The organism is Phaeobacter sp. B1627, from assembly GCF_006265095.1.
In the GTDB taxonomy this organism is placed as follows: Bacteria; Pseudomonadota; Alphaproteobacteria; order Rhodobacterales; family Rhodobacteraceae; genus Epibacterium.
Genome location: NZ_VCNK01000013.1, coordinates 88915 through 109599, shown reverse-complemented (window position 1 = coordinate 109599; position 20685 = coordinate 88915). Strand labels below are relative to the sequence as shown.

Below are 20685 nucleotides of genomic sequence, written 5' to 3'. Positions count from 1 at the left end.
CATGCTGAAATCCGAAACGCGCTATGCGATCGACCCGGCGACGGCCAAGACCCTTGATACGGAGCAGCTGCGGGATCATTTCCACGTCGGTGGCCTGTTCGCCGACGGCGAGATCAACCTGGTCTACAGTCACTATGACCGGCTCATCCTGGGATCGGCCGTCCCCGGCGGAGGAGCGCTGACGTTGGACCAGATGGAGGCCACTGGTACGGCCAGCTTTCTGGAACGCCGCGAAATGGGTGTGCTCAACATCGGCGATGCGGGCACGATCACCGTGGACGGGCAGACCTTCGAGGTAGACACCGGCGAGGTGCTGTATATCGGCATGGGGGCCGGAGCCGTCGAATTTGCCGGGGCGGGGCGGTTCTATATCCTGTCGGCGCCCGCGCATCAGACCTATCCCACCACCTTGATCAGGGTATCGGACGCCCGCCGCGTTGAAATGGGGTCGAAAGAAACTGCGAACGAACGGGTCATCATCCAGCTTTTGCACCCCGAGGTCTGCAAAAGCTGTCAGTTGCTGATGGGCTACACCCAATTCGCCGAGGGATCGGTATGGAACACCATGCCCGCACACACACATGACCGCCGCATGGAAGCCTATCTGTATTTCAACATGCCCAGCGACGCCCGCGTCTTTCACATGATGGGAGAGCCGAGCCAGACCCGCCATCTTGTCATGGCCAACGAGGAGGCGGTGATCTCGCCGCCCTGGTCCATTCATGCCGGTGCGGGCACGTCATCCTATACGTTCTGCTGGGCGATGGCGGGCGACAACGTTGATTTCACGGATATGGACATGATCGCGATGGAGGATTTGCGTTGAGTACAGCCTTTTCTCTCGCGGGGCGACGGGCGTTGGTGACCGGTGCCAACACCGGTATCGGGCAGGCGATTGCGCAGGGGCTTGCCACCGCCGGGGCCGAGGTCGTCTGCGTCGGGCGCCGGGCCTGTGACGAAACGGTCGCAAAGATCCAGGCCGCCGGCGGGGTGGCGACCTCCGTCCTCGCGGATTTCAGTGATCCGATGGCGGGCAGGGCGCTGTTTGACGGCGAAGCGGTGGATATTCTGGTCAACAATGCAGGTCTCATCCGCCGCAATGATGCAATCGACTTTACCGAAGACGACTGGGACTGCGTCATGGATGTGAACCTCAAGGCGCTTTTCTTTACCACGCAGGCGTTTGGCAAGGCCGTGTTTGCCCGCAAAGGACGCGGCGCGGTGGTCAATATTGCCTCGCTCCTGTCCTTTCAGGGCGGTATCCGGGTGCCGTCCTATACTGCATCGAAACATGGCGTGAGCGGGCTGACCAAGCTCCTGGCGAATGAGTGGGCCGCCAAGGGGATCAACGTCAATGCGGTCGCGCCCGGCTATATTGAAACCAACAACACGCAAGCGCTCCGGGATGACCCCGCGCGCAATGCCGCCATTCTGGAGCGTATTCCGGCGGGCCGCTGGGGCGCCGCAGAAGATATCGCCGGAGCAGCGGTCTACCTTTGTACGCCTGCTGCCCAATATGTGCATGGCGCCATCCTGAATGTTGATGGGGGTTGGCTTGCCCGTTGAACAGAAGTCTCCTGCGGCCGGTATCGTGCATCTGGGACTTGGCGCATTCTTCCGCGCCTTTGGATGTGTGTATGTGGCCGATGCGATGGCGGCCTCCGGTGGCGATTGGGACATCATCGGGGTCTCTTTGCGCAGCCCGGCAACCCGGGATGCGTTGCGGGCGCGAAATTGGGCCTATACCTCGGTAACGCTGGCGCCCGGGCAACAGCACTTCCGCGATGTCACGGTATTGAATTCCGTGTTGGTGGCACCGGAAGACCCACAGCGCGTGCTCGACGCGTTGGCCGCTCCCACCACGCGGATCGTATCGCTGACGGTGACGGAAAAAGGCTATTGTCACGACCCGGCCACGGGGCTTTTGAACATGGCGCATCCTGACATCCGCCACGATCTGACCCACAGGATACCAACATCGGCTTTGGGCTATCTGGTGCGCGGGTTGCAGATGCGCCGGGCGGCCGGCACCGCGCCCTATACCGTGCTGACCTGCGACAACCTGCCGGAGAATGGCAGGCTGGTCCGCCGTCTGGTGCTGCAACTCGCGGCAGAAATCGACCCGGAGCTGGAGCGCTGGATTGCTGTGGAAGGGCGGTTTCCGTCAACCATGGTTGATCGCATCACCCCGGCCACAACAGAGGCCGACATAACGCGGATCAGCGAGAGTCTGGGTTACCGAGACGCGGCCCCGGTCCTGCACGAGCCGTTCTCCCAATGGGCAATCGAGGATGATTTTGTCGGCGGGGCGCGCCCGGATTTCGCGGCGGCCGGCGCTGAAATGGTGACGGATGTCACCGCCCATGAACACATGAAACTGCGCATGCTCAACGGTGTCCATTCAGCCTTGGCCTACACAGGCTATCTTGCGGGGCATGCGACCATCGCCGAAACAGTGGCCGACCCGGTTTTTGCGGCTTACGCGCGCAGACTATGGGAGGAGATCACGCCGACCGTAGAGGCCCCTGAGGGGGTCAGCCTCACACAATACGCAGAGGCGTTGTTCGCCCGTTTCGCAAACCCTGCCATTCATCACAGAACCTGGCAGATCGCGATGGATGGCAGCCAGAAATTGCCTCAGCGCCTGCTTGGGACGCTGCGCGACAATCTGGAAAACGGGCGCGAGGTCGGCGCGCTCTGCCTCGCGGTTGCCGCATGGATGCGATACGCGGGCGGTGTGGATGAGGCGGGCCAGCCGATTGACGTGCGCGATCCAATGGCCGACACGCTGCGTCATCTGTCCGAGCGCGCCGCGTCGCCTGCTGAAACAGTGTCGGCTTTTCTGTCGCTGAGCGCGATCTTTCCACCGGATTTGGTCCAGCCGCTGCGCGCACCGTTGACGACGGCCGCCGCCCGTCTGTGTGCGCTGGGGGCGCGTGACGCAGTGAAAGATGTGACCTCATGATCGAGAGCTGGCGATGGTACGGTGACCTCGACAAGATTTCGCTATCGGAGATTTCGCAAACTGGTGCAGGCAGCATTGTGACCGCGCTCCATGAAATCCCCTATGGGGAGGTCTGGCCTACGCAGACGATTGCCGCGCGCAAATCCAGGATCGAAGCTGCGGGTTTTGACTGGACCGTAGTGGAAAGCCTGCCGATCCATGAGTCGATCAAACGCGGCGAGGGGGACTTGTCCCCGCTGTTTGCGAACTACCGCCAGTCGATGGCCAACCTCGCATCCCAGGGTATCAAAACGATCTGCTACAATTTCATGCCGCTTCTGGACTGGACCAGAACCGATCTCGCTGCGCCCGTCGCAGGGGGTGGGACTTGTTTGCGGTTCGATGCTGTCAAGATGTGTGCGTTCGAACTCCATATGCTCGGGCGTCAGGATGCGGCGCATGACTACCCGCCGGATGTTCTCGTCAAGGCTGGTGATTGGTATCAGACCTCTTCCGAAAGCGAGCGTTCCGCTCTTCTTGCTGCGATCATGGCGGGGATTCCCGGCGCGTTCGAACGGTATGACATTGCGGGTCTTCGCGGGGCGCTGCTTGCGTACGAAGGTGTTGGCCGGGATGAAATCCGCGCCAATGTCAAACGCTTCCTCAATGAAGTCGGGCCTGCCGCCGAAGATCTCGGCCTTCGCCTTGCGGTGCACCCGGATGATCCGCCACGCGATATCCTCGGCCTGCCACGCATCGTCTCGGACGCCGAGGATCTGAGGTGGCTGTTCAGCGCTTTTGACAGCCCGGCAAACGGGCTGACCCTGTGCTCCGGCTCTCTCGGGGCCAATCCAGAGAATGATGTCCCTGCACTTGCCGAGGAATTCGCGGACCGTATCTATTTTGCGCATTTGCGGAACGTGGCGAAGGAAGCAGATGGCTCTTTCGAAGAAGCGGCCCATCTGGAGGGGGACACAGATATGGTGGCTCTGATCCGGGTATTGCTGGCCGAGCAGGAGCACCGAAAATACGCGGGTCATGAGGATCACCTGATCCCGTTTCGCCCGGATCACGGGCATGTCCTGCTCAGCGACCATTCGCGCGAGCTGGTGTCGGGATACCCGCTGATCGGGCGATTGCGTGGGCTGGCGGAACTGCGTGGCGTGATCAGGGGCGTCGCGGGCTCCTGATCCACCGCAGGCGAATGCGCATCTGCGCTGGGCGGCCGACGTCCCCGTTCTGGTTCGAAAACCGGGCCGGAAAAAGTGGCCTGTCTGCCAGCTTTGCCCGTCACGCCTGGCCCCTCACCAGCGCCTGTTTTCTGAGCATCTTTTGATGAGGCCCTAGTGGCGCCGATACAGATCGGCCGCTTCGAAGATGTGCCTGGTTGACAGCATGGATCCTGAACCAATATGTAATTGGTGCAATGCGTTCAGGCCCAGCAGCTGCCAGAGGAGACCCGGATGTCGTCCGATCAACGAGTTCCAATAGAAGGGCCGACCCGGGTTTCCCCGGCAGCCATCCTACGGTTGGATGATTTCACACTGCGCTTTCGCGGGCAAACGGTAGCCACCGTCAACGGTATCAGCCTATCGGTTTCGGCGGGCGAAATCCTGTGCGTCGTGGGCGAATCCGGATGCGGCAAGAGCGTAACGGCGATGTCGATCATGGGGCTTTTGCCGAAAGGCGCCTCCGATGTTCTGTCCGGTGATCTTTCTTTTATGGGGAAATCCTACGATCTGCGCCGGGAAAACCTACCGTCGCATTTGCGCGGGAATCAGATCGCAATGATCTTTCAGGAACCGATGACCTCGCTCAATCCGGCCTTTTCCGTGGGCGATCAGATCGCGGAATCTGTATTGCAGCACCAGGGGGGCACCCGCGCTGAGGCCCTGCGGCGTGCGCGTGATTTGCTGGTCAAGGTGGGGATATCCGCGCCGGATCAGCGGCTGAAAGAATTCCCGTACCAATTGTCCGGTGGTATGCGTCAGAGAGTCATGATTGCTATCGCGCTCGCCAATGATCCCAAGCTGTTGATCGCGGATGAGCCGACCACCGCGCTGGACGTGACCATTCAGGCGCAGATCCTGAACCTGATTGACGACCTGCGCCGCGACACCGGCATGGGCACGATGATGATCACCCATGATCTTGGAGTCGTGGCCGAAATTGCCGATAGCGTGGCAGTGATGTATGGCGGCGAAGTCGTCGAATATGGTCCCGTGCGGGAGATCTTCGCCAACCCGCAGCATCCCTATACGATTGGTCTCATGAGTGCGATGCCGCGGCTCGACCGTCCCGGCGGGCGTCTGGCCATCGTTCCGGGCTCTGTTCCGGCGATTGAAAACATGCCCTCCGGATGCCGCTTTCGCACTCGTTGTGCCTTTGCCAATGAAACCTGTACCGAACGTCCCCTGCCGATGGCGGCCGGATCGGGCCATCGCGTCGCCTGCCATTTCGCGCCGTTGGAAGAGCACGTGATGGTGCAGGCATGAGCGGCGATCTGATCCTGCGGGCTTCGGGCCTGACGAAGCGATTTGGTGGCGGTGGTTTTCTGACCAGAGCGCCGGTGGTGCAGGCGGTCGATGATGTCTCGCTTGAGGTGCGCCGGGGGGAGACGTTTGCCATCGTCGGAGAGTCGGGATGTGGAAAATCCACGCTTGCGCGCCTCTTGATGCGGCTGCTGGAGCCGACGGCCGGTCAGGTCGTTTTCGACGGCGAGGACATCAGCCATGCCGCTGGTCCGGACCTGACCCGGTTGCGTCGCGACATGCAGTTCATCTTTCAGGACCCGTTTTCCTCACTCAACCCGCGGATGACAGTGGGCAAGCTGATCGGGGAGCCGCTGGAAGTCCATCGCCCCGACCTGACGGCACGGGAGCGGCGCGCCAAAATCGGCGATCTGTTGCGGACCGTGGGCCTGACCGACGCGCATGCAAACCGCTATCCGCACGAGTTCTCCGGCGGTCAGCGACAGCGGATCGGGATCGCGCGCGCGCTGGCTTCGGGACCCAAGCTGGTGATCGGGGATGAGCCTGTTTCGGCGCTCGACGTCTCCATTCAAGCGCAGGTTATCAACCTGATGGGGGATCTCAGCCGCGATCTGGGGCTGACGCTTGTGATCATTGCGCATGATCTTGGCGTTATCCGGCACATGAGCGACCGGGTCGCGGTCATGTACCTGGGACGCATCGTCGAAACCGGCACCGCAGCGGAGGTTTTTGACAGCCCCCGTCACCCGTATACGCAGGCGCTTCTCGCCTCCATTCCCGCCCCGCGCGTCGAGGGAGAAGGGCGTGCGCCGCAACTTTCCGGCGAAATGCCGAGCCCTACCGCGCCGCCGCCGGGCTGTCGGTTTCACACCCGCTGCCCCTTTGCCGGGCCAGAGTGCAGAAACTCCGTCCCGGAGCTTGCCCCTGTCGACACAGGCGAAGTCGGCTCACGCAAAGCTGCAACGGGCACAGATCACCGGGTGGCCTGTCACCATTGGCGAGAGATCCCCTTGCCGGCCGGTGCAGCCCGCTCCGCGCCTCATTCCGAACCGGTAGAGGCTCGGTTTGCCTTGTACCGCGCAGCGATCGAGGGAGGGCAGGTCGTGCTCAAGGCCCGCGTTCCCACTGCTGCGACCTGATCCGAATAAAACCAAAAAAAGACCAACAGACCAACACCAACAGAGAGGAAGACATCGATGAAACACCTGAAACCAACGCTCATGGCAGCGCTGCTGGGGGCAACTGCTCTGGGGTTGTCCGCCAATGAAGTCGCAGCCAAGGATCTGCGCATCGCCCTGCAATCGGATGCGGATGTGCTCGATCCGGATCAATCGCGCACCTTCGTCGGGCGCATCGTCTATGCCTCCCTGTGTGACAAGCTGGTCGACATCACTCCGGATCTGGAAATCATTCCCCAGCTCGCCACCGCATGGCAGGTTTCGGAAGACGGCACCGCCGTGACATTGCAGCTGCGCGAAGGGGTGGTGTTCCACGATGGCACGCCCTTCAATGCCGAAGCGGTGGCGGCGAACATAGAACGGTCCAAAACCATGGACGAATCCCGGCGCAAATCAGAGCTGGCGTCGATTACCTCGACCGAAGTCACCGGCGAATACGAGATCAAGCTGCTGTTGGCCGGTCCGGACGCGACGCTGATGGCGCAATTGGCAGATCGCGCCGGGATGATGGTCTCGCCGACGGCGGCGGCGGCTGCCGGGGTCGATTTTGGCCTCAATCCGGTCTGTTCCGGGGCCTTTACCTTTGCCGAGCGCGTGGCACAGGACAAGATCGTGCTGAAACGGTTCGCGGATTACTGGAACGCAGAGGCGATCGCCTTTGACAGCGTGACCTTTCTGCCGATCCCCGACACCACCGTGCGTCTGGCAAACCTCCAGTCCGGTGACATCGACATGCTCGAACGGCTGGCCGCAACGGATCTGAGCCAAGCCCAAGCCGACGCAAATATCACCGTCGCGGATGCGGTTTCGCTGGGCTATCAGGGGATTACCTTCAACGTGGGCAATGGGGCCAAGGGCGACAATCCGTGGGGCAATGACAAGCGCCTGCGCCAGGCCTTCAGCTATGCCATTGATCGTGACGCGCTGAACCAGGTGGTGTTTGAGGGCGCCTTTGCGGCCGGAAACCAGCCGTTCCCACCAACGTCGCCCTGGTATTATGCCGACTATCCGGTGCCTGCTCGGGATGTGGCCAAAGCCAAGGCGCTGCTGGCCGAGGCTGGCTACCCGGATGGGCTGCAGCTGGAGGTTCAGGTGCCCAACACCACGGTCCCGCTGCAGCTGATGCAGGTGGTTCAGGCGATGGTCGCAGAGGCCGGGATTGAGCTGAAAATCGTCTCCAAGGAGTTCGCGACCCTTCTCGCGGATCAATCGGCGGGCGATTTTACGGCCAGCCAGATCGGCTGGTCCGGCCGGGTCGATCCGGATGGCAATATTCATCAGTTCGTCACCACCGGAGCAGGCCTCAACGACAGCCATTTCTCCAACCCGGTCGTGGATGAGGCTCTGAACGGCGCTCGTGTGGCCGCCAGCACCGCCGACCGCAAGGCGGCCTATGATGCTGCCCGGGATGTGCTGGCTGACGAATCGCCCTTGGTCTACCTCTATCACCAGACCTGGATCTGGGCGCACAACAGCAAGCTCGAAGGGTTCACCGCCTACCCGGACGGGATGATCCGCCTCGAGGGTGTCAGCTGGGCTGACTGACGGTTTTGGTGCGTGCCGCTGGTTTTCGGAACCGGCGGCACGATCTTTTCGCTTTCCAGGATGCTCCCCGCACCCTCCAGACCTCCCAAGGCCACGCCATGTTCCTGTTTTTGACACGCCGCCTTCTGATAGCCGTGCCGACGATCCTTTTGATCTCGATCTTTGTCTTCGCCCTGCAAAAGCTCCTGCCGGGGGATCCTCTGCTGGTGTTGGCCGGTGAAGAGCGGGATCCGCAGGTGCTGGAGCTGCTGCGTGAGAAATATCGCCTGAATGATCCGCTGGTGGTGCAATATTTCACCTGGGTCACCAACGCCTTGCAGGGGGATCTGGGAATTTCGCTGCGCACCAATCAGCCGGTGAGCGAGCTGATTTTGCAAAAACTGCCGGTGACCCTGCAACTGGCGGCCATGTCGATGCTGTTTGCGCTCACGATTGGCGTGCCGGCCGGTATTCTGTCGGCCTACAAAAAAGGCTCCCTCACCGATTATATTGCCAATGTGATCGCGCTGTCCGGGCTCTCGATCCCGAATTTCTGGCTGGGCATCATGCTGATCCTGCTGGTTTCGGTGAAATGGCAGCTCTTGCCCGCCTCCGGCTATGTGCCGCTGAGCGAGGATTTCGGCCAGTCGCTCCGCACGATGCTGATGCCGTCGTTCGTGTTGGGAACCGCATTGGCGGCCACCATGATGCGGCACACCCGATCCGCCATGCTGAGCGTGCTCAGCGCCGACTATGTGCACACCGCGCGGGCCAAAGGGCTGCGGGAGCGGCGCGTGGTGCTGAAGCACGCGTTCCGCAATGCGCTGACTCCGATCGTGACGCTGACCGCGTTATTGTTCGGAGAATTGGTTGCAGGGGCAGTGCTGACCGAACAGATCTTCACCATTCCCGGCTTTGGCAAACTGGTCGTCGACGCGGTTTTCAATCGGGACTACGCGGTTGTACAGGGCATCGTTCTGGTCACTGCGGTGGGGTTCATCTTCATGAACCTGTTGGCAGACGCGATGTATTTCATCCTCAATCCCCGCCTGAGAGGGCTGTGACATGAGGGATGCAACCACCACAGCGGTTTCAGCATTCGAGGACCAGCCCGGAAAGGCCGAGAACCGCGTCTGGAAGAAATTCAAAACCCACCGCAGCGCCCTGTTCGGCGGGGTTTTGGTCAGCTTTTTCGTTCTGATTGCAGTGCTGGCACCGGTTCTGCCGATCCCGGACCCGGCAGCCACCGATTGGGGCGCGGTCCGCAAGGCGCCGTCTGCCGCGCATTGGATGGGCACCGATGAAATTGGTCGCGATGTGATGACGCGGCTGATCTGGGGCGCGCAGGCTTCATTGCTCGCAGGCGTGGTCTCGGTCGGCATTGCCCTGTGCATGGGTGTCCCTCTCGGCATCCTGGCCGGGTATTTCGGCGGCTGGACCGATGCCGTCATCTCGCGCTGTACCGAGGCACTGCTGGCCGCCCCCTTCCTTATTCTCGCGATTGCGCTGGCGGCCTTTCTCGGGCCGTCGCTGACCAACGCGATGATTGCGATCGGTATTTCGGCCACGCCGATCTTTGTGCGCCTGACCCGCGGGCAGGTTCTGAACGTGCGATCCGAGGACTACGTCGAGAGCGCCCGTGCGATCGGCTTGCCCACCGCGAAGATCCTGCGCCGCTACATCCTGCCCAACGTGCTGCCGCCGATCCTTGTGCAGGCAACGCTGACCATCGCGACGGCCATCATCGCCGAAGCCTCCCTGTCGTTCCTTGGCCTTGGACAGCAGGCCCCCGAGCCCAGTTGGGGATCAATGCTGAACACGGCGAAGAACTTTCTCAATCAAGCCCCCTGGATGGCCCTGTGGCCGGGCATCTCGATCTTTCTCGTGGTGCTGGGGTTCAACCTACTTGGCGATGGCCTGCGTGATGCGCTGGACCCGCGCGAACACTGAAAATAACGGAGTACACCATGTCCGATTTCACCACACGGCCCGAGATCCGTGGCACTTTCGGGGTTGCCACCTCGACCCACTGGATCGCCTCGGCCGTCGGCATGAGCATTCTGGAAAAGGGCGGCAATGCCTTTGATGCCTCTGTCGCCAGCGCTCTTGTACTGCAGGTGGTCGAGCCGCATCTGAACGGGCCCGCAGGCGATATGCCAGCGATCTTTCACAAGGCTGATACGGGCGAGACCAAGGTGCTTTGCGCTCAGGGTGTCGCTCCGGCGGCGGCCACCATCGAGGCCTATCAGGCGCAGGGCCTGACCCTCATTCCCGGGTCCGGCCTGATGGCGACGGTGGTGCCGGGCGCATTTGACGGCTGGATGCTGATGCTGCGCGACCACGGCAGCATGACCCTGCGCGAGGTGATGGAACCGGCAATCGGCTACGCCCGTGACGGCCACCCGATGCTGCCACGGGTGGCCAACACCATTGCAGGCCTCGCGGAGTTCTTTGCCGAGGAATGGCCAACGTCGGCCGCAGTCTGGACCCCCGACGGCAAAGCGCCACAGGCCAATGCCTTGTTCCGCAACCCTGATTTGGCCCGCACCTATGAGCGGCTGGTCGAGGCCGGAGAGGCCGCAGGCGGCGACCGGGCAGAGCAGATTGACGCCGCCCGCCAGGAATGGCGCGAAGGTTTTGTCGCAGAGGCAATCTTCACCTACCTGAAAGATGCCCATGTGATGGATGTGTCTGATGAAAAACACAGCGCCGTGCTGGCACCCGATGATCTTCGGGACTGGCGTGCCACCTATGAGGACACGCTGTCATACGAATACGAAGGCTGGACGGTCCACAAAACCCAGGCCTGGAGCCAGGGGCCTGTGTTGCTGCAGGCCCTCGCAATCCTCAAGGGCTTTGATCTGGGGGCGATGGACCCTCTGGGGGCCGAGTTCATCCATGTCGTCACAGAGGCGATGAAGCTCGCCTATGCCGACCGCGAGGCCTACTACGGCGACCCGGCCCACTCTGATATTCCGATGGAGTACCTGCTGAGCGACGGCTATAACGCAGAGCGGCGCAAGCTGATCACGGACGCAGCCTCGACCGAACAGCGGCCAGGGCGGGTGCCGGGCTTTGAACATCTGGCGGAGGCGTATATTGCGCGGGCCGCGCGTGATTTCAACGTGGGTCCGGTTGCCGCGCAGGAACCGACGATGTCGCATCTGACGGAAAAGCGCGGTGATACGGTTCATCTCGATGTGATCGACCGCTGGGGCAATATGGTCGCGGCAACCCCCTCCGGCGGCTGGCTGCAAAGCTCTCCGGTCATTCCGGGGCTGGGCTTTCCTTTGAATTCGCGCGCGCAGATGTTCTGGCTGGAGGACGGTCTGCCCACCTCGCTGGCTCCGGGCCGCCGCCCGCGCACGACATTGACGCCGAGCCTTGCCGAAAAGGACGGCGTCCAGATGGTGTTTGGCACGCCGGGCGGCGATCAGCAGGACCAATGGCAGTTGATCTGGTTCCTGCGCTTCGTCCATTTTGGTATGGAACTGCAGCAATGCATGGATGCGCCCTTGTTTCACTCCATGCATTTCCAGGGCTCCTTTTTCCCGCGCGAGGTGCGCAGCGCTGAAATGATGGTGGAGCCTGCCTTTGGTGAGGCGGTGATCTCCGAGTTGCGGGCGCGCGGGCACAAGGTGATCGTGGCCGACCCATGGACGGTCGGGCGTCTCACTGCGGCGCTGCGGGAACCGGACGGGCTCTTGCGGGCGGCAGCGACACCGCGCCTGATGCAAGCCTATGCGGTCGGACGATGACCTGGTCGTTGATCGCCCGCTGTCCTCAGGAGGGCGCGATCGGCGTGATCGTGGCCTCGCGGTTCTTTGCCTGCGGGGCGGCGGTGCCCTATGTGGGCGCACGGGTGGCCGTCGCCACACAGGCCTTTTGCAACCCGGTCTGGGGCACCGAAGGCAAGGCCCGTATGGCGGCCGGAGAAGCGGCGCAGGATGTTCTCGATGATCTGGCCGGGCGGGATTTGGGGCAGGCCATCCGTCAGGCCCACATGATGGACGCGGAGGGCCGGTTCGCGGCCTTCACTGGTGGCGATTGCACCGATTGGGCTGGGCATCTGACGGCGGAGGATCACTCTGTTGCGGGCAATATGCTGACAGCTGCCGAGGTGATCGAAGCGACCTCTGCCAGCTATCGCGAGAATGCCGATTTGCCCTTCGCCACGCGGTTGATCGTTGCGATGCAGGCGGGGGAGGCTGCGGGCGGGGACAAGCGCGGACGGCAGGCGGCAGGTCTTGTGATCCACCGCGGCGAAGAACACGCCTGGCTCGATATTCGCGCCGACGATCATGCTGAACCACTGGGGGAACTGGCACGCCTTTGGGACGTGGCCCAGGAACGCTATGTGCATTTCGCCAAGGGGATGCCCGGCGCCGCGAATTTTTCCGGCACTCCGGGCCGCGAAGGCATAGATGCGGATATCGCCCGCGCCGAGGCGCAGCGGATCGCAGACGGCCGCTGCAGCCGCTCATTCGCGGTCGATACGCCCCCTGATGAAAGAAAGTGACGTGTGGTCCCGCAGATGCTTTTTTTGATCTCCCATAGGAAAGCGGGCTTTTCTTCGCTGATCATTTCGGGGAATTTGCTGAAATGACATCATCAACACGTATTCCGTCGGTCGAGCCGATCAAACAAAAAGTCCTGTCCCTTATCAGATCCGGGGATCTCACCGCCGATGGTAAATTGCCGACAGAACGGGTTCTGGCCGGGCAATTCGACGTTAGCCGCCGGGCGGTGCGTCTGGCCTTGGACAGTCTGGAAGAAGAAGGCCTGGTCTGGCGCAAGCAGGGCAAGGGAACCTTTGCGGGCCAGCCAGCGGATCCTACCGCCGAACTGGCTGCCAAGATTGCCGGTGAAACCAACGCGTTGCAGGTGATGGAGGCGCGTTTGTGCATCGAGCCGGAGCTGGCTGCGCTCTGTGCCAAGCGCATGCAACCGGAGGAATTGGCGCGGCTCCGCCGCCTGGCGCAGCGTCAGTTTGAATCCAATGGTTCCGAAGCGATCGAACTCTGGGATGGTGCCTTTCACCGCCTGATCGCGCAATGCGCCCGCAATCGGCCCTTGCTCACTTCCTTTGCGCTGCTCGACAAAATTCGCTCCAACCGGGAGTGGATCCGCATTCGGGCACGCGCCCGCAGCGGGCCGTCGCTGGAAGTGTCCCATTGCGAACATGTCACGATCATCGAAGCTATCGAAACCGGCGATCCCGATGTGGCCCGCACGGCGATGCGCGATCACCTCACCACGCGATTTGACGCCCTGCGGATGGAGATGGACCCGGCGGATGACAGCTGGGATACTGAGCTGTTCGACATTGATACGGGCACCTGACGGGGCCTGTGAGGTGCTGATTTGACGCTGATTTCGCAACGACGGCATCAGCGCCAGCAGAGGAGGTGCGGTGCTCTCTCAGAGCCGCGTCGCCGCGCACGGCCGCTGATGCATGCACGGCGGGGTGGCTGCGCAGGGTGGGGGACCGGTTGCTAGCCGTAGGACGATCATCCGCACCGACCTTTCGCAGGGCAGTACGGATTTGAAATGGCCGTGTTCTACGCCTTTGGCCGATAGGCCTTGAGATCGATATCAAAGAGGATCGGGATCTCATCGGAGCCTTCGGCTTTGTTCGCGGCGGCCAGACGGTCATTTCCGGCCTTGATGCCTGTTGCCACGCCAGAATAGGCGATATCGGCAACGGGGCTGGTCTTTTGGCGACCAGCTGCGCGATGATCTGACCCGAGTTCTTTTGTCATGTGGCATCCCGGCAGCCGTCATGTTTCTTTTGAGCGCGGGGAGGCGAGAGCGTTGCCCCGGCGCCCAAGGTGAAGGGCAAAACGCAGTGCAAGAAAGCCGGGCTTGCGTTGTCATTCCGCAGCCGTATGCACGTGCGACATCCTTGATTGTGACCTTGGATTTCGCAGGTATGTTCCATAGCGCAGATTGCAACGGAAGCGTTTCTACATGCCGTTTACCTGATGTTTCCTACACACATATGATAGCAGTTCAGTTGGCCGAAGATTGCGGGTTACCCGTCAAATCGATGCCCGAGTTCGTTCCGAAGGATATTTCGGTCAATGATGTTCAGTTAACAAAACGAGAAGAAATCTCTGCGATAAAGCAGCAATACGAGTTTGAGAGGATCTCCCCATGAGATGGAGGCGGTCATAGTACCTAAGTTGGTTCGGGCATTTGAATATGTCATGGGGAATCGCACGTATCTTCCTGCGTGGATTGCCGTTTTTGTGGTGCTCGTCGCCATGGTATTTGCGGAAGCGCAGAACAGAATCATTCATGATCAGAGCGTCCGGGCGGATGTGTACCACGAGGCAGGCCTGATCCAGTCTCGTCTTGAAGGGTACGTGAATGCCGATATTCAACTGGTAAAGGGCCTGGTTGCGGTTCTCGCGTCTCGGCCGGATATGACGCAGGAGCAATTTAGCGAGATTGCCGCGCATGCGATCGGCGACAAGACGGAAATTCTGAACATTGCGGTGGCTCCGGATCTGGTCGTGCGTCTGGTCCACCCTCTGGAGCCCAACAGGGCTGTTCTTGGGCTCGATTACAACAAATCCGAAGCACAGCGGGAAGCCGCGCTGCGTGTGCGGGACGGCGGCGAAATGGTGCTGGCCGGACCGGTGGAGCTTGTGCAGGGCGGGACCGGCTTTATTGGCCGGTTTCCGATCTTTGTTGGCACGGGTGCATCCCGTCGCTTCTGGGGAATCGTGTCCGCGGTAATCGACACAACAGCGCTCTACGAAGAGACTGGCGTGATCAGCAAGGACATGTCGCTGGATCTTGCGCTGAGGGGACGGGATGGCACCGGGCATCAGGGAGAGCTGTTTTATGGGGATCCGGACATCGCGACCCAGAACCCGGTTCTGATGGATATTGCTCTGCCGACTGGGGGCTGGCAACTGGCGGCGATCCCGCGAGGGGGATGGCCGGACCATCCGAGCAACCTCTGGGCGATGCGGCTGGTCCTCTGTGTCGCAGGCATCCTGATCCTTGTGCCGACCTTTCTCGCCTGCCGCCTGTCAGCCATTCGGCGGGGGGCGATCAAAATCCTGCGCAAACGGGAGCAGGAACTGGAGCGCAAACAGGTCGAGCTGGAACAACTTTCGGCTGTCGCTCAGAACGCGTCGGACAGTATCGTTTTGACGGACCGGCAGGCACAGATCATCTGGGCAAATGACGCGTTTTCCACCATGACCGGCTATCCACTGGAGGAGGCATTGGGCAAAACGCCCGGTGAATTGCTCAACGGACCCGAAACCAACCCCGATACAATTCGTGAAATCGCCGAGCATGTCCGAGAGGGCAGGCGGTATCGGACCGAGATCATGAACTACACCAAAACCGGTGAGGTTATCTGGGTGGATACCCATCTCGTACCCGTCCACGACGAGAATGGTGAAGTGCGAATGGTGATCGGTATCGAGCGGGATGTAACGCTCGCCAAACGCCACGCCGCGGAGTTGGCCGAGGCCAAACGGGATGCCGAGCTCGCCGATCGGGCCAAATCAGAATTCCTCGCAAATATGAGCCATGAGATCCGCACGCCGATGAATGGCATCATTGGCATGGCAGATTTGCTTGCCGACATGGGTCTGCCCGAAGAAGAGCGACAATATGTTGAAAACATTCGGACATCTTCCAAAGCCTTGCTGAAGATCATCAACGACATTCTTGACCTGTCGCGGCTGGAGTCGGGCAAGTTGTCCTTGTCTGAAGTAGATTTCAATCTTCACGCCTGCATCAAGAACGCAGTGGAGATGTTGCGGCCCGTGGCACAGGACAAGGGGGTGGCACTGAACGTCAGCTATGCCACGAGCTTGCCGCAGGATGTGCGCACAGATGACGGGCGCCTGCGACAGGTCTTGGTGAATTTGATCGGGAACGCGGTGAAATTCACCTCCGTCGGGCAGGTGGATGTCCGGGTGTCTCATGCAAGGGACGATCCGTACAAAATTTCCATTGATGTGGAAGACACAGGGATCGGATTGTCTGAGACCCAACGCAAAAATATTTTCGAGCGGTTTGCGCAGGCGGATGCGGCAACCACACGGTCGTTCGGCGGAACAGGTCTGGGTTTGACGATTTCTCGACATCTCGCTGAACAGATGGGAGGAGGCATCGACGTGCGTTCTCAAATCGGAAAGGGCAGTTGTTTCTCCCTTACCGTGCAATGTTCGGCTCCGCTTGGGGTTGAGGAGCCCGCCGAAGCAGAGCAAATCGTTGATTTGGACCGGCTGCGGGGCCGCCGGGTGCTCTTGGCGGAGGATAACCACACCAACCGTCTGCTGATCCGTAAATACCTGGCGGGCTTGTCTATTGATCTGATCGAGGCCGACAATGGCTTGCGTGCGGTTCAGCTCTGCGCGGAGCGGAGCCCGGATGTGGTTCTGATGGATATGTCGATGCCGGAAATGGATGGCATCGCTGCGACGCGGGCGATCAGGGCGCTGTCGATCCCTCAACCGCCGATCCTGGCGTTGACCGCGAACGCCTTTGACAGTGATCGCGACGCATGCCTTGCGGCAGGTATGAACGGTTTCCTGTCCAAACCGGTGAACAAACCACAGCTATTGAGCTACATGGCCTCAATGATGAATGAGGCAGAGGAGATCCGCAGCGCCGAATCCGCCTGAGACAGGACTGCGGATCAAATGCGGATCAAAGGGTGCCTTCCCCGCAGGCGACCCGGATGCCGACGGGGAAGGGGGCTCTTTACTGCTATTCTGCCGCCGGCGCCATTGCAGTAGCCCGCGCCGTTTGCGGCAACACAAAAACACCTGCGTCTTGCGGGACAACCCCGGTGCGCAATGCGCAGCCGTAGACTTGCTTGAGGCGGGCGTCGGTTATTACTTCGGCAACAGGGCCGTCTCCGGCCGACCGTCCTGCTGACATGACATGAACATGATCGGCATACATCGCGGTGAGATTGAGATCATGCATCACGGCGACCACGCCGCCGCCGCCTGCAGCAAATCGCCGCGCCAGATCCATCACTGTCAGCTGATGCGCGATATCGAGGCTTGAGACAGGCTCGTCGAGGAACAGCCAGCAGGGTTTCCCGTTGCGGTGTGGTTGCCAGACCTGTGCCAGGACGCGGGCCAGCTGCACCCGTTGCTGTTCCCCGCCGGACAGTTCCTGATAGAAACGGCCCGCGTAGCCGTCCAGGCCGACGCGCGACAGGGCCTGGAACGGCAGGTCCGGGCTATTGGCGTCGGGACCTGCCGCAAGCCCAAGGCGCACCACCTCCAGCACGGTAAAGGGAAAGGCCAGAACGGTTGCCTGTGGCAGAACTCCGCGCAGGCTGGCGAGTTCCCAGGCCGCATAATCTGCCAGCAGCCGGGAGTTGAGCATGATCTGCCCGCTACAGGGCAACTCCCCCACCAGCGCTTTCAGCAGGGTGGATTTGCCGGATCCGTTGGGGCCGACGATGGCGGAGATTTCGCCGGCGCGCGCCTGGAAGGTGACGCCTTGCAGGATTGTCTTGCGCCCGATGGTCAGGTCTATGTTTTCTGCACGTAGGGTCATTGCTCTACCAACCCCCGACGATTCAGCAAAATCCACAAAAAGACCGGCGCGCCGATCACAGCCGTGACGATGCCGATCGGCAGTTCGGCCGGCGCTATGATGGTGCGGCTGATGAGGTCGGCACAGAGCAGGAGCGTCGCCCCCAACAGCGCCGCATTCGGCAACAGCGTGCTGTGGTCCGGGCCGGTGGCCAGCCGCAGAACATGCGGGACCACGATGCCGACGAACCCGATGCCGCCGGTCGCTGCAACCGCAACGCCGGTGGCGGCGGCAACGGAAAAAACGGCTGCGTTCTTCATGCGCTGGACCGGAATACCCATGTGGGCGGCCGCCGCCTCTCCGAGGGCCAGACAATTGAGCCCATGCGCCAGCCAGACCGACCCGGCCGTGGCCAGTACGATCACAGGTCCGGCAATGAGCGATCTTTCCCAAGTGGCTCCCGCCAATGACCCCATTTGCCAGAAAGTGAGGTCTCGCAACTGCTGGTCATTCGCCATGTAGATCATGATCCCAGACAGGGCTATCGCAAGGGCACCGAGCGCGATCCCCGCCAGCAGCATCGTTGCGACAGAGGTGCGCCCCCCGCGCGTGGATACCCGATACAGCACCAACGTGGTGCTCCAGCTGCCGATGAAGGCGGCCAGCGGGGTCATGTAGCCGCCAAGAAAACTCTGCAGGCCCAGAGGGAGCAGGCCGCCGAGGACAATCGACGCAATCGCACCGAGGCTGGCGCCGGCACTCACGCCGACCAGACCGGGATCCGCGAGCGGATTGCGAAACAGACCTTGCATCACCGCACCGGACACCGCAAGTGCCGCCCCGACGAGGATGCAGAGCACCACCCGTGGCATGCGAATGTCCCAAAGGACGACGCGTTCCATCGTGCTGAGGGGGGCTCCGGTGAGGAGCTTTGCGACAGCGCCCCAAAGGGATGTCCCCGAGGCGCCGAATGCAAGATTGACAACCGCCGCAACCGCAAGCAGACAGAGCAGCAAAACGCTCAGTTTGCGGGCCAGGATGCGCCGGTCAAGACCGCGCATGTCGGGTTGCAGCGGACTGGTTTCAGTCGGATTTATGGCCACCATCGATCATAGTGCTCCATAGAGGGTCTGGGCGAGGTCCAGCGCCGCCGCCGCCGTGCGCGGGCCAAAACCCAGCAGGTACAAACCGTTCATACGCACCACAGAGCCGGTCTTTGCGGCCGGGGTGGTGACGATGGCGGACATGGCCAGAAGGTCTTCGGTGGCAGCACCGTGATCTCCGCCGCGATCCATCATCAGGATCACGTCCGGTGCGGCTTCGGAGATCGCCTCGTCCGACACCAGTTTGTAGCCCTCAAACCCGGACAGCGCGTTGATGCCGCCTGCCATGGCGATGATCCCATCCGCCGCCGTCGCGCGGCCAGAGGCCATGATGCGTCCGCCCTGTGTGGACAGGATGAAGAGAACGCGTTTGCGCTTTGTGTCATCAATGGTCGCGATCTTTTCAGCAACATCGTTCAGTCCGGCCTCGACGTCCTCTGCGAGAGCCGCCGCCTCGGCCGAGCGGTCAATCGCGTGACCGACGGCGTTGATTTTTTCAATGATGCCCGCCCCTGTATATACTTCGGGCACTTCGATAAATGGGATCTCGGCGTTCTGGAGAACCTCGATCGTTTGCACAGGCCCGGCGCCAGCCTCCGAGACGATGAGGTCCGGGTTCACGGCGAGAACCCCCTCAGGGGAGAGCGCACGCATGTAGCCGACATCGGGAAGCTTCCGTGCGGCCTCAGGGTAGATGGATGTGGTATCACGGGCGATCAGCCGGTCACCGGCGCCAAGGGCGTGGATGATTTCGGTGACCGAGCCGCCAATCGACAGGATACGATCAGCGGCCGCAGCCGGCAACGGTGCACTCAGGGTGGCGGCCAGCGCGATGAGGGTCAGAAAAGCCGGGCGCTTCATGCGTTTTCCTCTTGTTGGATGCGCGGCAGGTCAGCAACGATAGCGTCCCATGCCGGACGGCTGTCGAGAGCTTCGGTCCGGCGTCCGAAAATTTGCAGGATGATACTGCCGTCGGCGTCGAAGGCTTCGACGGAGACCGCATCGCCACGCTGGGTCGGCTTTGTGACGGCGTAGACCTCGGTGATGTGGTCGAGCCGCAGATGCAGGTTGAACCGCGGGTCCATCACGTTTTGCCATGGCCCCATCGCGCGCAGGGTTTCGATAGGTCCGCCGTGGATCTGGATGCAGCCCTTGTTGCCCACAAACACCATGATTTCGGTGCCCGTTCCGGCTACGGCCTGCAATGCGTCGTTGACGGCGGTTGTTTCAAGCCGGTTGACGAAAGGGGCGCCGACGTGGCGATAGGCTCCAAGTCGGTTCATCCGGAGCTTGGAAGTCAGCCGCATGAATTGATGGGTGTCGGTCATCTTTGCCCATTCGCTGCGCAGGATGTCCATTTTCTCGAGGTTGGCTTTGGGCGCTTCCGGCGCCTTGCGGGCCTCGACCTCCAGCCGGTCGGAGGTCTCGCCAGTGGCAAGCGTCGCCACCACATCTTCCCAAACGTCATGCTCCGAGGTGTCACGCAGGTGAATTTTATGGATCGCGTCCCCTGCGGCATCAAAGACCTGGATGGAGCGTTTCACTCCGGATTCGCTCTCGTTCTCCACCGCGAATGCCGTGACCCAGTAGGATGGGAAAATCCGCAGATCGATTTCCGGCTGCAGAATCATCGCCGCATGAGGACCGCTTTTGTAGTTGCCATAGGTTCCGACCCGTTCATGAACACAGGACGCATTGCGTGTCAGGGCCATCACTTCGCCGAGGCGTTCGATCTGGGGCATCAACGCGTCCGGATGGGCCGAAATCCGGGTCACTCCCTGACCTGTATATGCTGCCACCAACTGTGCCTCGGCGATGTCGTGGCTGTCGCAAAAGTCGCGGGCGCGCAAAGTGTTCTTTTCTGCGCGTAGTGCACGGATTTCTTCCGGAGAAGTCAGTATATCCTGGGCCATCAT

The 20685-nt window shown here is 61.4% G+C and carries 18 protein-coding genes; 13 read left to right on the top strand and 5 right to left on the bottom strand.

The window, feature by feature from the left end:
* The first annotated feature begins 1 nt into the window (after window position 1).
* From kduI to FGE21_RS07875, 12 genes are all read left to right on the top strand, one after another.
* Window positions 2–826: a 5-dehydro-4-deoxy-D-glucuronate isomerase gene (kduI, locus tag FGE21_RS07930; RefSeq protein ID WP_139662756.1), complete on the top strand. Its 825-nt coding sequence runs from the start codon at window positions 2–4 to the stop codon at window positions 824–826.
* On the top strand, window positions 823–1566 hold the full coding sequence (gene kduD, locus FGE21_RS07925; protein WP_139662755.1) for a 2-dehydro-3-deoxy-D-gluconate 5-dehydrogenase KduD: 744 nt from the start codon (window positions 823–825) through the stop codon (window positions 1564–1566). The genes kduI and kduD overlap by 4 nt, the downstream gene beginning before the upstream one ends.
* A complete protein-coding gene (locus tag FGE21_RS07920; protein WP_139662754.1) occupies window positions 1538–2965 on the top strand; it encodes a mannitol dehydrogenase family protein in 1428 nt (475 codons plus the stop codon). The genes kduD and FGE21_RS07920 overlap by 29 nt, the downstream gene beginning before the upstream one ends.
* Entirely contained in the window at window positions 2962–4134 is a 1173-nt protein-coding gene (gene uxuA, locus FGE21_RS07915) for a mannonate dehydratase (RefSeq protein WP_139662753.1), read from the top strand. The genes FGE21_RS07920 and uxuA overlap by 4 nt, the downstream gene beginning before the upstream one ends.
* A gap of 273 nt (window positions 4135–4407) precedes the next feature.
* The gene (locus tag FGE21_RS07910) at window positions 4408–5439 is read left to right on the top strand and encodes an ABC transporter ATP-binding protein (RefSeq protein WP_139662752.1); all 1032 of its coding nucleotides are present in this window, start codon (window positions 4408–4410) and stop codon (window positions 5437–5439) included.
* Entirely contained in the window at window positions 5436–6575 is a 1140-nt protein-coding gene (locus FGE21_RS07905; protein ID WP_139662751.1) for an ABC transporter ATP-binding protein, read from the top strand. Before FGE21_RS07910 ends, FGE21_RS07905 begins: the two co-directional genes overlap by 4 nt.
* Window positions 6576–6632: 57 nt before the next feature.
* Window positions 6633–8159, top strand: a complete 1527-nt coding sequence (locus tag FGE21_RS07900) for an ABC transporter substrate-binding protein (RefSeq protein WP_139662750.1) — start codon at window positions 6633–6635, stop codon at window positions 8157–8159.
* 98 nt (window positions 8160–8257) lie between these two features.
* Entirely contained in the window at window positions 8258–9202 is a 945-nt protein-coding gene (locus tag FGE21_RS07895) for an ABC transporter permease (protein ID WP_139662749.1), read from the top strand.
* Between the two features lies 1 nt (window position 9203).
* On the top strand, window positions 9204–10088 hold the full coding sequence (locus FGE21_RS07890; protein WP_139662748.1) for an ABC transporter permease: 885 nt from the start codon (window positions 9204–9206) through the stop codon (window positions 10086–10088).
* A 17-nt stretch (window positions 10089–10105) separates the two neighbouring features.
* A complete protein-coding gene (locus FGE21_RS07885) occupies window positions 10106–11896 on the top strand; it encodes a gamma-glutamyltransferase family protein (RefSeq protein WP_139662747.1) in 1791 nt (596 codons plus the stop codon).
* Entirely contained in the window at window positions 11893–12657 is a 765-nt protein-coding gene (locus tag FGE21_RS07880) for a DUF1028 domain-containing protein (RefSeq protein WP_139662746.1), read from the top strand. The genes FGE21_RS07885 and FGE21_RS07880 overlap by 4 nt, the downstream gene beginning before the upstream one ends.
* 83 nt (window positions 12658–12740) lie before the next feature.
* Complete coding sequence (locus tag FGE21_RS07875) at window positions 12741–13481, top strand: FadR/GntR family transcriptional regulator (protein WP_139662745.1); 741 nt, start codon at window positions 12741–12743, stop codon at window positions 13479–13481.
* A 218-nt stretch (window positions 13482–13699) separates the two neighbouring features.
* Here the strand turns inward: FGE21_RS07875 and FGE21_RS07870 are convergent, their stop codons facing one another.
* Window positions 13700–13900: a hypothetical protein gene (locus FGE21_RS07870; RefSeq protein WP_139662744.1), complete on the bottom strand. Its 201-nt coding sequence runs from the start codon at window positions 13898–13900 to the stop codon at window positions 13700–13702.
* A gap of 447 nt (window positions 13901–14347) precedes the next feature.
* Between FGE21_RS07870 and FGE21_RS07865 the strand changes: the two genes are divergently transcribed.
* The gene (locus FGE21_RS07865) at window positions 14348–16795 is read left to right on the top strand and encodes an ATP-binding protein (protein ID WP_139662743.1); all 2448 of its coding nucleotides are present in this window, start codon (window positions 14348–14350) and stop codon (window positions 16793–16795) included.
* Window positions 16796–16880: 85 nt separating this feature from the next.
* Here the strand turns inward: FGE21_RS07865 and FGE21_RS07860 are convergent, their stop codons facing one another.
* The 4 genes from FGE21_RS07860 to FGE21_RS07845 are packed head-to-tail and all read right to left on the bottom strand — an operon-like array spanning window position 16881 to window position 20682.
* On the bottom strand, window positions 16881–17687 hold the full coding sequence (locus FGE21_RS07860) for a heme ABC transporter ATP-binding protein (RefSeq protein ID WP_139662742.1): 807 nt from the start codon (window positions 17685–17687) through the stop codon (window positions 16881–16883).
* Window positions 17684–18772 (bottom strand): iron ABC transporter permease, encoded by a 1089-nt coding sequence (locus FGE21_RS07855; RefSeq protein ID WP_139662741.1) that lies wholly within the window; start codon window positions 18770–18772, stop codon window positions 17684–17686. The genes FGE21_RS07860 and FGE21_RS07855 overlap by 4 nt, the downstream gene beginning before the upstream one ends.
* A 3-nt stretch (window positions 18773–18775) precedes the next feature.
* Window positions 18776–19630 carry a hemin ABC transporter substrate-binding protein gene (locus FGE21_RS07850; RefSeq protein WP_139662740.1) on the bottom strand — a complete coding sequence of 285 codons (855 nt, stop codon included), beginning with the start codon at window positions 19628–19630 and terminating at the stop codon, window positions 18776–18778.
* The gene (locus tag FGE21_RS07845; RefSeq protein ID WP_139662779.1) at window positions 19627–20682 is read right to left on the bottom strand and encodes a hemin-degrading factor; all 1056 of its coding nucleotides are present in this window, start codon (window positions 20680–20682) and stop codon (window positions 19627–19629) included. The genes FGE21_RS07850 and FGE21_RS07845 overlap by 4 nt, the downstream gene beginning before the upstream one ends.
* Between the last annotated feature and the right edge of the window lie 3 nt (window positions 20683–20685).